Source organism: Xanthomonas hortorum (assembly GCF_040279205.1).
Taxonomy (GTDB): domain Bacteria; phylum Pseudomonadota; class Gammaproteobacteria; order Xanthomonadales; family Xanthomonadaceae; genus Xanthomonas; species Xanthomonas hortorum_F.
In genome coordinates this window covers 1-13,898 of record NZ_JBEOLS010000005.1, presented here as the reverse complement: position 1 = coordinate 13,898, position 13,898 = coordinate 1, and the positions used below count along the sequence as shown (strand labels likewise).

The window sequence follows — 13,898 nt, the reverse complement described above, 5'->3', positions numbered from 1 at the left end:
CCCAGCCATGACGCGGTGCGTCGATGCTAGAATTGAGAACCATTCCTAACAATCAGGCCGTCTTTGTGACGCTGTCCGACATGCCCTTGCATCGCGCCGCCATCGTGGATTCGGTAGAGGATCGCCTCCCCAACGACACGATTGCCCGGCGCCTGCGTGAACTGGGCTTTGTCGCTGGCGAAGAAGTGACGGTGCTGGCAACCGGACCGGTCGGGCGCGAACCGTTGCTGGTGCAGGTCGGCTACACGCGTTTTGCATTGCGTCGCAGTGAGGCCGCGCGCGTGAAGGTGCGCATCGAAGGAGCACAGGCATGAATGCGGCAAGCGTTCCGCTGCGCCTGGCTTTGGTCGGCAACCCCAACAGTGGCAAGACCGCGCTGTTCAACCAGCTGACCGGCAGCCGGCAGAAGGTGGCCAATTACACGGGCGTCACCGTCGAGCGTAAGGAAGGACATTTCCGTGCGCCGTCCGGGCGCGACTTCGCGGTGCTGGATCTGCCCGGCGCCTACAGCCTGCAGCCGGCCAGCCTGGACGAAGCGATCACCCGCGATCTGTGCCGTGGTTTCTATCCCGGCGAGCCGGCGCCAGACGTGTTGGTCTGCGTGATGGACGCGACCAACCTGCGCCTGCATTTGCGCTTTGCGCTAGAGCTGCGCGAGTTGGGCCGGCCGATGATCGTGGCCTTGAACATGGTCGACGCCGCGCAACGCCGCGGCATCGTCATCGATCTGCCGGCCTTGGAGCAGGCGCTCGGTGTGCCGGTGGTCGAAACCGTGGCGGTACGCCGCGGCGGCGCCAAGGCGCTGGTGGAGCGCATCGATGCGCAGGCCGCGAGCTTGATCGCACCGACCGCGACGCCGCCGGCCGGCGGTAACTATCACGCGCAGGTGCGGCAGATCCTGAGCGCGTCGGTGACCATGCCCACCCGCACCTCGCGCGTGGACGACGCACTGGACCGCTGGCTGCTGCATCCGATCTGGGGTCTGGTGACGCTTGCGGTGGTGATGTTCCTGATCTTCCAGGCGGTATACGCCTGGGCCACCCCAGTGATGGACCTGATCGATGTCGGCACCGCGATGCTGGGCGAGTGGGTGGGTACCACGCTGCCGGAGGGCCCGCTCAACAGCCTGCTCAAGGACGGCATCGTCACCGGCCTGGGCGGGGTGATCAAGTTCCTGCCGCAGATCCTGATCCTGTTCGCCTTCATCCTGGCGCTGGAAGAATCCGGCTATCTGCCGCGCGCGGCGTTCCTGCTCGATCGCATGATGGCCGCAGCCGGCCTGTCCGGGCGCTCGTTCATTCCCTTGCTGTCGAGTTTTGCGTGTGCGGTGCCGGGCATCATGTCCACGCGCAGCATCCAGGATCCGCGCGACCGGCTCGCCACGATCATGGTCGCGCCATTGATGACCTGTTCGGCGCGCTTGCCGGTCTACGCGTTGCTGATCGGCGCCTTCATTCCGCAGAAGACCGTGTGGGGCATTTTCAATCAGCAGGGGCTGATCCTGTTCGCGCTGTACGCCGCGGCCATCGTCAGTGCCTTGCTGGTGTCGTGGACGATGAAGAAGTGGCGGCGCGACAAGAGCGAGCATCCGTTGATGCTGGAGTTGCCGTCCTACCGCGTTCCGCAGCTGCGCGATCTGGCGCTGGGTTTGTGGGAACGTGCGGTGATCTTTCTCAAGCGCGTCGGCGGCATCATTCTGGCGCTGACCGTGCTGCTGTGGTTTCTGCTGTCGTTTCCGGCAGCGCCAGCCAATGCGATCTTGCCAGCAATCGACTACAGCTTTGCCGGCCGCATCGGGCATGCAATGTCGACCTTCTTCGCGCCGCTGGGCTTCAACTGGCAGATCTGTATCGCGCTTATTCCGGGCCTGGCCGCGCGCGAAGTGGCGGTGGCATCGCTGGCCACGGTCTATGCGCTGTCGGCCGCCGATGACGATGCTGCCGCGCAAGCCTTGTCGCCGCTGATCAGCGATGGCTGGTCGCTGGCCACCGCACTGTCGCTGCTGGTCTGGTACATCTACGCGCCGATGTGCATCTCCACGCTGGCGACCATCAAGCGCGAAACCAACTCGTGGAAGCAGATGACCATCAGCACGGTGTACCTGTTCGCGCTGGCGTATCTGGCCTCGCTGGTGACCTACCAAGTGGCCGTGCTGCTCGGAGCCGGCTGAGATGGATCTCTCGCTCACCCTGCAATACGTGGTCATCGCATGCGCGGTGCTGCTGAGCCTGTGGGTGGTAATGAAGAAGCAGTTCCCCAGCGTCTTGCGGCGCATGCGTGGCGCGCTGGCGATCGGGCTGCTGCGCGAGGGGCGACCTGCGTGGATGCACACCTTGGGGCGTCGCGTTGCACCACCGGCGACGCAGAGCGCCGCGGCCTGCGGTGGTTGCGACAGCTGCGGGCCCACGCCGCCACGTAGTCACTGACGCGCCTGGTCCTCTACACTTGCGCGGCCGCAGGATGCGGCGGTACAGGGGACAGGCGATGCGTTTGTTGGTGTTGTTGGCAATCTTGGCCGCCGTTGCGGGCATCTATAACTACGGCGGCAATGCGTTGGACGAAACGCAGGTGCGCGATTTCTACGCTGCGCACGATAAAGCGATGCTGAGCCAGGACGGCGAGGCGCTGTGCGCGATGACCGCGCCGGAATTCGAAATGGTGGTGTTGTACCGCATGGACTCGCACCAGAAGCGGCAGACCGCCACACGCGAGAAATACTGCAAATCCAATGGCGAATGGGCGCAGGTGCTGGGTCAGATGCGCCATGTGGCACCTCCGGAAGAGTTGATCGACTACAAACATTCGATCACCAAGATCGAAATCGCGCCCGATGAGGCCTCGGCCATGGTCGAGACGCGCGCCACGCTTGGTTTGCCGGGCCTGCGCATGACCTTCCGCTCGCGCGACAAGGTGATCCGCAAACGCTGGAAGACCTTGATCGAACGCAGCGAGGGCACTGCCTGGGTTGGCCCGGCGTACGAATAAGCGCAGCTGGCAACATCGCCGGCCATCGTCGGGCCGGCGCCATCGCTGCGCGCGTGACGATTGCCTTGGTGGCTGGCGCGAACGCGTGTACAACGGCGTCGCCGCAGGACGATGTCGTTAGCGCCAGCGCAACGCGAGAAAGCGCATCGCGACGCGGGGCGAGGGTGGATGCACCGGTAACGCCGGCATTGGCCGAGTGCCGTCGTCAACGCTGCACTGCACAGCGCCTCGGCCACAGGCCTTCGCTATGCTTGACCGATGACGACCTCCTTCCAGATCTCCCGACGTGCGTAGGCGCTGACCAGTTCGGCGATTCGCGAAATCCTCAAGATCACCGAGCGGCCGGAGGTCATTTCCTTCGCCGGTGGCTTGCCGTCGCCGGCCACCTTTCCGGTGGAGCGCATGCGCGCGGCCAGTGATCAGGTGCTGCGCGATGCGCCACAGGCCGCGCTGCAATATGGCCCGACCGAAGGGTATGCGCCGCTGCGCGAATGGGTCGCCGCACGCCTAAGCCGTGACGGCGCCATCATCAGGCCCAGCCAGGTGATGATCACCACTGGCTCGCAGCAGGGCCTGGATTTGCTCGGCAAGGTCTTTATCGACGAAGGCAGCAAGGTGCTGGTGGAAACGCCGAGTTACCTGGGTGCATTGCAGGCATTTTCGTTGTTCCAGCCGGCGTTCGTCGGCATGCCGTCGGACGACGACGGTGTGGTGGTGGATGCGCTGGATCCTGCCATGTTGGCAGACGCGCGCTTTCTGTATTGCCTGCCGAATTTCCAGAATCCCACCGGGCGCCGCTTGCCATTGGCGCGGCGTCAGGCTTTGGTCGCACGCGCAGCCGAGGCGGGCGTGCCGATCATCGAAGACGATCCGTACGGCGAGCTGTACTACAGCGGCCAGCCGTTGCCGAGCCTGCTGTCGCTCAACCCGGAGGGCGTGATCTATATGGGCTCGTTCTCCAAGGTGCTCGCGCCGGGGCTGCGACTGGGCTATGTGGTCGCACCGGAGGCGGTGCTGGGCAAGCTGATTCAGGCCAAGCAGGCGGCCGATCTGCATACGCCTTCTTTCACTCAGCGTGTGGTCTACCAGACGCTGCAAGACGATTTTCTAGAGACGCACATCCCGCAAATTCGCGCACTGTACGCGCGCCAGTGCAGCTTGATGCTGGAAGCGCTGGATCGCCATTTCCCGCCACAGCTGCAGTGGAATCGCCCAGAAGGCGGCATGTTCCTGTGGGTGACCCTGCCTCCCGGACTGGATGGCACCGCACTGCTGGCGCGTGCGATCGCGCGCAATGTCGCGTTCGTGCCGGGCGCGCCGTTCTACGCCACGTTGCCGCAGACCAATACCTTGCGGCTGTCGTTCGTCACTGTGCCGGGCGAGAAGATCGATGCCGGCATCCGGATCCTGGGCGAGGTGTTGCGCGAGGCGCTGGCCGAGTTACCAGGGCAGGGCGCATAACCTCGGCCAGCACGCCACTGCAAAGCGCACCGATCGCGACAACGCTCGCACTGCTCGGCGCTTTTGCGTTTTCCGAATCCCCAATCCCGACTCCCCAATCCCGGCTATCTTGTACAACCCCCATCGCCTAGCTAGCCTGCCGCCATGACAACGTCACCCGTAAAAGTTCTGATCCACGGCGCCTCCGGGCGGATGGGCAAGGCGTTGCTGCGACTGGCCGCTGAAGACGAGGGCTTGCATGTCGTCGGCGCGGTGGTGGGGCGTTCGCCGTCGCAACGCGTGGTGGACGGCGTGCCGTATTTCGCCGCCAGCGAACTCGGCGGTGCGCCGGCCTTCGATGTGGCGATCGACTTTAGCCTGCCGCAAGGCTTCGCACCGATCCTGGCCTTGTGTGCGCAACGCGGTAAACCACTGGTGTCCGGCACCACCGGGCTGGACGATGTGCAGCGCGCTGCGTTGCTCGACGCTGCGGGCAAGATCCCGTTGGTGTGGGCGTCCAACTTCAGTCTGGGTGTCGCAGTGCTCACCGAGCTGGTGGAGCGTGCCGCCGGCAGCCTGCCGGGTTGGGATTGCGACATCGTCGAGGCGCATCACGTGCACAAGCAGGACGCGCCATCCGGCACCGCACTGACATTGGGTGAAGCCGCCACCGGTAGCGGCGCGCAGCCGCGCTTCGCCAGCCTGCGTGCCGGCGATATCGTCGGCGAACACACGGTGCAGTTCACCGGGCTGGGCGAGCGGGTGGAACTGATTCACCGCGCCAGCAACCGCGACATCTTTGCGCGTGGTGCGCTGCATGCGGCCAAACGGCTGATCGGCAAGCCGGCCGGCAGCTATCGGGTGCGTGACCTGGTGCTGTAACCCGGCGCGCAACCGCGCATGAATGGCGAGCCGCTCTAGCAGCGCATTCACCTCGCTGTTGCGATGGCATTGCGGCATCGAGTGCTCTTCAGGCTGGCATGCCGGGGCACTTGCCTTTACAATTCTCGCTTGCCCGAACCAGCGTCGGACCGGTCCTCAGCACCGCGTCCGCGCTTTGCTGCAACCGGAATTTGGCCGGAAGCGCATCGGAGTCCCAGGCAGCCAGAGCGAGACCCCACGTGACCCAACCCGCAATCCTTGTCCTCGAAGACGGCACCGTGTTCGAGGGCGAATCCGTAGGCGCCAACGGGCTTTCCGTCGGCGAAGTGGTGTTCAACACCGCCATGACCGGTTATCAGGAAGTCCTGACCGATCCGTCCTATGCCCGCCAGATGGTCACGCTGACCTATCCGCATATCGGCAATACCGGTTTCACCGATCAGGACGACGAGGCCACAAAGATCTGGGCCGCCGGCCTGATCGTGCGCGATGTGCCGCGTCGTTCCAGCAGCTGGCGTAGCGAAGTGGCTTTGCCGGAATGGCTGCAGGCCCGCGGTGTGGTGGCCATTTCCGGCATCGACACTCGCAAGCTGACCCGCTTGCTGCGGCAGAAGGGCGCCCAGAACGGCGCGCTGATGGCCGGCGAGATCGACGTCGAAAAGGCGCTGGAAGCGGCGCGCAGTTTCCCCGGTCTGAAGGGCATGGACCTGGCAAAGGTGGTCTCGACCGAGACCAGCTACACCTGGCAGGAAGGCTCCTTGGATCTGAACTCAGACACCTTTCTGGGTCTCGGTGCGTTGAATATTGGAAAGTCCGCACATGGAAGTGCGGGCTCTGGCGAGGGACTCGCATTCAAAGTCGTCGCGTACGACTACGGCGTCAAGCTCAACATCCTGCGCATGCTGGCCGATCGTGGTTGCGACGTCACCGTGGTGCCGGCACGCACGCCGGTGGCCGAGGTGCTGGCGATGAATCCGGACGGCGTGTTCCTGTCCAACGGACCGGGCGATCCGGAGCCGTGCGATTACGCCATCAGCGCGATCCAGGAATTGATTGCCAAGAAGGTGCCCACCTTCGGCATCTGCCTGGGCCATCAGCTGCTGGCGCTGGCCGCCGGCGCCAGCACGGTCAAGATGACCACCGGCCATCACGGCGCCAACCATCCGGTGCAGGATCTGGACGGCGGACGGGTGATGATCACCTCGCAGAACCATGGTTTCGCGGTTGACGAAAGCACGTTGCCGGCCAATGTGCGGGTGACCCATCGTTCGCTGTTCGATGGCACCAACCAGGGCATCGCACTGACCGACGCCCCGGCGTTCTCGTTCCAGGGCCACCCGGAAGCTTCACCGGGCCCGCGCGACGTGGGGCCGTTGTTCGATCGGTTTGTGGCATTGATGGCCAAGGATGCCAAGCGCGCATGAGCGCTCGGTTGATGGGTGTGCTGATCGTGCTGGTGGGCGTTGCCTTGACTTACTGGGGCGTGTGGATGCCGCTGGAGCAGGCACGCGCTGGCGCCGAGTCGATCACGCTGCACGGCGGCATGAAGCTGGCCTTGATGGTGCCGATGTGCTTCGTTTTCGGTGTCGGCTATGTGATTGGCGGGGAGTCCTTTCACCATCGCATGCAGAACACCGACCCGGACAAGGTGCGTCGTTGGGGCAAGACCTCCGCGATCGGCTGGCTGCTGATCCTTGGCAGTTTGGCCGCGTCCTTCGGGCTGTATCAATGGCTTCAGCACACCCTGCACGGCCTCGGCTATGGATCTGCCGGATGAACCGGCTTTCGGCTCTGCTGAGTCGATGCACTATCACGCTGCGTCGCGATTCGATCGCCGCGGCCACTCTTCCGCACTTGCGGCTCGCCGCAAGTCCTTAATCGAGTAAAGAAATGCCAAAGCGCACCGACCTAAAAACCATCCTGATCATCGGCGCCGGCCCGATCGTCATCGGCCAGGCCTGCGAGTTCGACTACTCCGGCGCGCAGGCGTGCAAGGCGCTGCGCGACGAGGGTTATCGCGTGGTGCTGGTCAACAGCAATCCGGCCACGATCATGACCGACCCGGACATGGCCGATGCGGTGTACATCGAGCCGATCAACTGGCAGACGGTCGAGAAGATCATCGCCAAGGAAAAGCCCGACGCCCTGCTGCCGACCATGGGCGGGCAGACCGCGCTGAACTGCGCGCTGGATCTGGCCGACCACGGCGTGCTGGAGAAGTACAACGTCGAGCTGATCGGCGCCAAGCGCGAAGCCATCCGCATGGCCGAGGACCGCGAGCTGTTCCGCGTGGCGATGGGCGAGATCGGCCTGGATTGCCCCCGCGCCGAAGTGGCGCACACGCTGGAAGAAGCGCTGGATATCCAGACCCGCGTCGGTTACCCGACCATCATCCGCCCCAGCTTCACCCTGGGCGGCAGCGGTGGCGGCATCGCCTACAACCGCGAAGAGCTGATCGAGATCGTCGGCCGTGGCCTGGAGCTGTCGCCGACCACCGAAGTGCTGGTGGAAGAATCGGTGCTGGGTTGGAAGGAATTCGAGATGGAAGTTGTGCGCGATACCGCGGACAACTGCATCATCGTCTGCGCGATCGAAAACCTTGACCCGATGGGCGTGCACACCGGCGACTCGATCACCGTGGCGCCGGCGCAAACGCTCACCGACAAGGAATATCAGCGCCTGCGCGATGCCTCGATCGCGGTGCTGCGCAAGATCGGTGTGGATACCGGCGGCTCCAACGTGCAGTTCGGCATCAGCCCGACCAATGGCCGGGTGGTGGTGATCGAAATGAATCCGCGCGTGTCGCGCTCGTCGGCGCTGGCCTCCAAGGCCACCGGCTTCCCGATCGCCAAGGTTGCCGCCAAGCTGGCGGCGGGCTACACGTTGGACGAGTTGAAGAACGAGATCACCGGCGGTTTGACCCCGGCCTCGTTCGAGCCGTCGATCGACTACGTGGTCACCAAGATTCCGCGCTTTGCCTTCGAAAAATTCCCGCAGGCCGACGCGCGCCTGACCACCCAGATGAAGTCGGTGGGTGAGGTGATGGCGATGGGCCGCACCTTCCAGGAATCGCTGCAGAAAGCGCTGCGTGGCCTGGAAACCGGCAAGATCGGGCTGGACCCGACCGGCCTGGATCTGAGCAGCGAAGACGATATCGCCGCGCTCAAGCGCGAGCTCAAGGCGCCGGGCCCGGAGCGTCTGTTCTATGTGGCCGATGCGTTCCGCGCCGGTATGAGCGTGGCCGATATCTACGCGCTGTCGTTCATCGATCCGTGGTTCCTGGATCAGATCGAAGAACTGATCAGCCATGAGCAGCAGTTGGCCGATGAAGGTCTGGCCTCGCTGGATGCGGCGCGTCTGCGCACGCTCAAGCGCGCGGGTTTCTCCGATGCGCGGTTGGCCGAGTTGACCGGCACCAACGAAGAATCGGTGCGCACGCTGCGTCGCGCGCTCAAGGTGCGCCCGGTCTACAAGCGCGTGGATTCCTGCGCCGCCGAATTCGCCACCAGCACCGCGTATCTGTATTCGACCTACGAGGACGAGTGCGAGGCGCTGCCGACCGACCGCGACAAGATCATGATCCTGGGCGGTGGCCCCAACCGCATCGGCCAGGGCATCGAGTTCGACTATTGCTGCGTGCATGCGGCGCTGGCGCTGCGCGATGACGGCTTTGAAACCATCATGGTCAACTGCAACCCGGAGACCGTGTCCACCGACTACGACACCTCCGATCGACTGTATTTCGAGCCGTTGACGCTGGAAGACGTGCTGGAAATCGTCGAGCTGGAAAAACCCAAGGGCGTGATCGTGCAGTACGGCGGCCAGACCCCGCTGAAGCTGGCGCGTGCGCTGGAAGCCAATGGCGTGCCGGTGATTGGCACCTCGCCCGATTCGATCGATCTGGCCGAAGACCGCGAGCGTTTCCAGCAGCTGGTCGACAAGCTGGGCCTGAAGCAGCCGCCGAACCGCATCGCGCGCAATTCAGAAGAGGCCTTGGTGCTGGCGCGCGAAATCGGCTACCCGCTGGTGGTGCGCCCGAGCTACGTGCTGGGCGGCCGCGCGATGGAAATCGTCTACGGCGAATCCGACCTGGCGCGCTATGTGCGCGATGCGGTCAAGGTGTCCAACGACTCGCCGGTGCTGCTGGACCGCTTCCTGGATAACGCAGTGGAAGTGGACGTGGACATCATTGCCGACAAGGACGGCAACGTGCTGATCGGCGGGCTGATGGAACACATCGAAGAGGCCGGCGTGCATTCGGGCGATTCGTCCTGCTCGCTGCCGCCGTATTCGCTCTCGCCCAAGACCCAGGCCGAGCTGCGCCGTCAGGTGGTCATGCTGGCCGAAGGCTTGAACGTGGTCGGGCTGATGAACACGCAGTTCGCGGTGCAGGTCGATGAGGCCGGCGACGATGTGGTGTTCCTGCTGGAAGTGAACCCGCGTGCCTCGCGCACGGTGCCGTTCGTGTCCAAGGCCACCGGCATGCCGCTGGCCAAGATCGCCGCACGCTGCATGGCCGGCAAGACGCTGGCCGAGCAGGGCGCCACCAAGGAAATCGTGCCGGATTACTACTCGGTGAAGGAAGCGATCTTCCCGTTTGCCAAGTTCCAGGGCGTGGACCCGATCCTCGGGCCGGAGATGCGCTCCACCGGTGAGGTGATGGGCGTGGGCCGCAGCTTCAGCGCCGCGTTCGCGCGCGCGCAGGAGGCCGGCGGCATCAAGGCGCCGCCGGTGGGCAAGGCGTTCGTGTCGGTGCGCGACCCGGACAAGAAGCGCGTGCTGCCGGTGGCGCAGGCGCTGGTGGAGCGTGGCTATACGTTGGTCGCAACACGTGGCACCGGCGCCTGGCTGCAGGAAAACGGGTTGAGCTGCGAAATCGTCAACAAGGTCGCCGAAGGGCGCCCGCATATCGTCGATTCGATCAAGAACGGCGAGATCGTGTACATCGTCAACACCACCGAAGGGCGCGCCGCCATCTCCGACTCGTTCTCGATTCGGCGTGAAGCGTTGCAGCATCGCGTGACCTATTCGACCACTGTCGCCGGCGCCAAGGCGCTGGTGCATTCGCTGGAATTCCGCGGCACCGGCCCTGTGTGGTCGCTGCAGGAACTGCACAAGGAGCTGCAAGCATGAGAGCACCCATGACCGCGAAGGGCGCCCAGCGTCTGCGCGAAGAACTCGATCAACTGAAGTCGGTCAAGCGCCCGGCGGTGATCAGCGCGATTGCCGAAGCGCGTGCGCACGGCGACCTGAAGGAAAACGCCGAGTACCACGCCGCGCGCGAGCAGCAGAGCTTCATCGAAGGCCGCATCAAGCAGCTGGAAGGCGAGCTCTCGCATGCCGAGATCATCGACATCACCAAGTTGTCGGCCGGTAACAAGATCGTGTTCGGGGCCACCGTGACGCTGGCCGACACCGAGACCGACGAAGAGAAGCGCTACCAGATCGTTGGCGATCTGGAAGCGGACATCAAGCTGGGCATGATCGCGATCTCCTCGCCATTGGCACGTGCGTTGATCGGCAAGCTGGAAGGCGATTCGGTCACCATCGACGCGCCGGCCGGCCAGCGCGAATACGAAGTCGTCAGCGTTGCCTATCTAGATTGATTGCCTGGACTGATCCACTGCCATTGATCGACGCCACCGACCGATGACGACCGCAACGCTGCTGCTGCCGGAAACACGCCGTCTACCCGGCGAGTTGGGCGACACGCCGGTGGCGCGTGCGCTTGCGCGTGCCGACCAGCAAAGCACCGAGTCCGGCGAAGTGGCGCAGTTGCAGCGCCACTTCAGCTTGACGCCTGCGCAATGGCCGGTGGCGGCGCTGACCCGTCAGCTGGATGCCGGCGATGCCGCCGGTGCGACCTGGGTACGTGCCGATCCGGCCTATGTGGTGCCGGACATGCAGGGCGCGCGGTTGATGGGGTATGGCGAGGCACTTGGTCCCACGGCAGAAGATCTGGAGGTGTTGTTGCCGATCCTCAAGCCGATGTTCGGCGATGCCGGGTTTCTGCTGGATGCGCCAACGCCCTCGCGCTGGTATTTGCGCTTGTCGCCGGATGCCAAGCTGCCGGAATTCGCGCCGCCGGATCTGGCGATCGGCGACGACTTGTTCGAGCATCTTCCCGCCGGCGATGTCGGCAGGCGCTGGCGCGCGTTGTTGACCGAAGCGCAGGTGCTGCTGCATCAGCATCCCTGGAACGAGGGCCGCGTGGCCAGCGGCAAACCGGCGATCAATTCGCTGTGGTTCTGGGGCGGCGGCGTGCTGCCGCATGCGGTGAGTTCGCCGCATCGGCAAGTGCGCAGCCGCGAGTCGCTGCTGCGTGCGCTGGCGCTGGCGGCCGGTGCCGATGCGCAGGGCGAACAACGCGTGGATGCCTTGGTGGATCTGCGTCATCTGCGCTCGCTGCAGCAATTCAGCGACGATGCTGTGGCGCCGTTGTTGGCGGCGATGGCACGTGGCGAGCTGGATCGGCTGGTGCTGGATTTCCAGGACGGGCAAACCGTCTCGCTGACGCACGCGCAACGCTGGCGTTTCTGGCGCAAGCCGCGCTTACAGCTGGCGCAATGACCTCTACTCCGCAGATCGTCCGGCGCCCGCCCGGGCAGGCTGGCAGTTGGCCCGATGCCATGTTGCCGCTGTTGCGCCGTATCTATGCCGCGCGTGGCGTCACCGATACGCACGGCGCGCATCCGCGGTTGGGGCAATTGCTGTCGCCGGAGTTGCTGCATAACAGCGGCGCTGCCGCCGAGCTGCTGGCCGATGCGATCGCACATCAGCGCCGCATCCTGGTGGTGGGCGATTTCGATTGCGATGGCGCCACCGCGTGCGCGGTTGGCGTGCGCGGCTTGCGCATGCTCGGTGCGCTGGATGTGCATCACGCGGTACCCAATCGCATGGTGCACGGCTACGGCCTGTCGCCTGCGCTGGTGGACGAATTGGCCGCGTTGCAGCCGGATCTGCTGGTTACCGTCGATCACGGCATCGCTTGTCATGCCGGTGTGGCCGCAGCCAAGGCGCGCGGCTGGACCGTGCTGGTCACCGATCACCACTTGCCCGGCGAGGTGTTGCCGCCGGCCGATGCGATCGTGGATCCGAATCTGGCCAACGACACCTTCCCGAGCAAGTCGTTGGCCGGCGTCGGGGTGATCTTCTATGTGCTGCTGGCATTGCGCAGTGTGCTGCGTGCGCGCGGCGCATTTGCCGACCGCGCCGAACCGGATCTGTCGGTGTTGCTGGATCTGGTCGCCATCGGCACGGTCGCCGATCTGGTGCCGCTGGATACCAACAACCGTGCGCTGGTGTCGGCCGGCTTGCGCCGCTTGCGCGAGGGCAGGGGCTGTATCGGACTGCGCGCCCTGATCGATGCCAGCGGTCGCGATGTGGCGCGCCTGAGCGCCAGCGACATCGGATTCGCGCTCGCCCCACGCCTCAATGCCGCGGGCCGCCTCGAAGACATGGCTTTGGGCATCGAGCTATTGCTCAGCGAAGACTGGAGCCGCGCACGCGAGATCGCCGGCACCCTGGAGGAGATCAACGCCGAGCGCCGCGCGGTGCAGCAGTTGATGACCGACGACGCCGAGCAAGCCGTCACCAAAGTGGTGCTGGATGCCGATGGCGCGTTGCCGATCGCGGCCTGCCTGTTCGATGCCGAGTGGCATCCCGGCGTCATTGGACTGGTCGCTTCCAAACTCAAGGACCGCCTGCATCGCCCGGTGATCGCGCTGGCGCCGGCCGAGCCGGGCAGCAGCCTGTTGCGCGGCTCGGCGCGGTCGATTCCCGGCCTGCATATCCGCGATGTGCTGGCGGCGGTGGATGCGCGCCACCCGGGCCTGATCCAGAAGTTCGGCGGGCATGCGATGGCGGCCGGGTTGAGCATGGATCACGCCGCGCTGACCACGTTTGAACAGGCATTCCGGTCGCAAGTGCAATCGATGGTGGATGCCTCGCTGCTGCACGCCGAACTGCACAGCGATGGCGAACTGGCCGCGCACGAACTCGATCACCTGCATGCCGAAGCGCTGCGCGTGGCCGGGCCGTGGGGGCAGGGCTTTCCCGAACCGTTGTTCGATGGTCAATTCGAGGTGCTGCAGTGCCGCGTGCTCAAGGAGCGCCATCTCAAGTTGACGCTGCGTTGCGCCGGGCGCGCCGAACCGCTCAATGCGATCCACTTCAACGGCTGGCGCGGTAGTGAGCCGGGTCGGATGGTGCGGCTGGCCTACCGCCTGGTCAGCGACGATTATCGCGGCGGCACCGCGGTGCAATTGATCGTCGAACATTGCGAGCCGGCAACCGTCACTGGCTGATCTGCGGGCCCAGCGTTCTTTCTACGTTTTGTTGGCTGCACCTGGCCTCATCTGGATGTTTCCAAGCCGCGTTGGTCGAGGGCGCGGTGTCCTCACCGCACCGCTCGCGGGACACGCCGTGAATCCGTCCGTATAGGGCGCTGAGAGTACGGTTCTAAGCGCGCGGCTGTCAGTCGCTGGCCTCGGTAGGGGCGGCAGCGCGGCCGGGGATCGGCTCCTCGGCTCGGTCAGACATCCTGTCTGACTCGCCGCCGCGGCACATCCCTGTGCCGCTCTCCGCCAATC

Annotated in this window: 12 protein-coding genes; all 12 read left to right on the top strand. The window is 65.0% G+C overall.

The features are described 5' to 3' along the window. Nucleotides 1-65 precede the first annotated feature (65 nt). The 12 genes from ABS769_RS03485 (at nt 66) to recJ (ending at nt 13,613) form a co-directional block, all read left to right on the top strand. The gene (locus ABS769_RS03485) at nt 66-314 is read left to right on the top strand and encodes a FeoA family protein (RefSeq protein WP_317062820.1); all 249 of its coding nucleotides are present in this window, start codon (nt 66-68) and stop codon (nt 312-314) included. Then, nucleotides 311-2,170: a ferrous iron transporter B gene (gene feoB / locus ABS769_RS03480; protein WP_317062811.1), complete on the top strand. Its 1,860-nt coding sequence runs from the start codon at nt 311-313 to the stop codon at nt 2,168-2,170. The genes ABS769_RS03485 and feoB overlap by 4 nt, the downstream gene beginning before the upstream one ends. A 1-nt stretch (nt 2,171) precedes the next feature. Further along, the gene (locus ABS769_RS03475) at nt 2,172-2,426 is read left to right on the top strand and encodes a DUF6587 family protein (protein WP_317062812.1); all 255 of its coding nucleotides are present in this window, start codon (nt 2,172-2,174) and stop codon (nt 2,424-2,426) included. Nucleotides 2,427-2,484: 58 nt separating this feature from the next. Continuing rightward, on the top strand, nt 2,485-2,985 hold the full coding sequence (locus ABS769_RS03470; protein WP_055823490.1) for a hypothetical protein: 501 nt from the start codon (nt 2,485-2,487) through the stop codon (nt 2,983-2,985). 297 nt (nt 2,986-3,282) lie between these two features. Beyond that, nucleotides 3,283-4,446, top strand: coding sequence for a PLP-dependent aminotransferase family protein (locus ABS769_RS03465; protein ID WP_317062821.1), 1,164 nt, complete (start codon nt 3,283-3,285; stop codon nt 4,444-4,446). A 144-nt stretch (nt 4,447-4,590) separates the two neighbouring features. Beyond that, nucleotides 4,591-5,307 carry a 4-hydroxy-tetrahydrodipicolinate reductase gene (dapB, locus tag ABS769_RS03460; RefSeq protein WP_006451524.1) on the top strand — a complete coding sequence of 239 codons (717 nt, stop codon included), beginning with the start codon at nt 4,591-4,593 and terminating at the stop codon, nt 5,305-5,307. A 239-nt stretch (nt 5,308-5,546) separates the two neighbouring features. After that, on the top strand, nt 5,547-6,731 hold the full coding sequence (gene carA, locus ABS769_RS03455) for a glutamine-hydrolyzing carbamoyl-phosphate synthase small subunit (RefSeq protein ID WP_350498072.1): 1,185 nt from the start codon (nt 5,547-5,549) through the stop codon (nt 6,729-6,731). Nucleotides 6,732-6,742: 11 nt separating this feature from the next. Further along, complete coding sequence (locus ABS769_RS03450) at nt 6,743-7,084, top strand: hypothetical protein (RefSeq protein ID WP_317062814.1); 342 nt, start codon at nt 6,743-6,745, stop codon at nt 7,082-7,084. 113 nt (nt 7,085-7,197) lie between these two features. After that, the gene (carB, locus tag ABS769_RS03445; RefSeq protein WP_317062815.1) at nt 7,198-10,440 is read left to right on the top strand and encodes a carbamoyl-phosphate synthase large subunit; all 3,243 of its coding nucleotides are present in this window, start codon (nt 7,198-7,200) and stop codon (nt 10,438-10,440) included. Nucleotides 10,441-10,448: 8 nt separating this feature from the next. Further along, the gene (gene greA / locus ABS769_RS03440; RefSeq protein ID WP_172453391.1) at nt 10,449-10,913 is read left to right on the top strand and encodes a transcription elongation factor GreA; all 465 of its coding nucleotides are present in this window, start codon (nt 10,449-10,451) and stop codon (nt 10,911-10,913) included. 43 nt (nt 10,914-10,956) lie between these two features. Further along, nucleotides 10,957-11,877: a phosphoglycerate mutase gene (locus tag ABS769_RS03435; protein ID WP_317062816.1), complete on the top strand. Its 921-nt coding sequence runs from the start codon at nt 10,957-10,959 to the stop codon at nt 11,875-11,877. Then, nucleotides 11,874-13,613, top strand: coding sequence for a single-stranded-DNA-specific exonuclease RecJ (gene recJ / locus ABS769_RS03430; RefSeq protein WP_317062817.1), 1,740 nt, complete (start codon nt 11,874-11,876; stop codon nt 13,611-13,613). The genes ABS769_RS03435 and recJ overlap by 4 nt, the downstream gene beginning before the upstream one ends. Nucleotides 13,614-13,898: the final 285 nt, after the last annotated feature.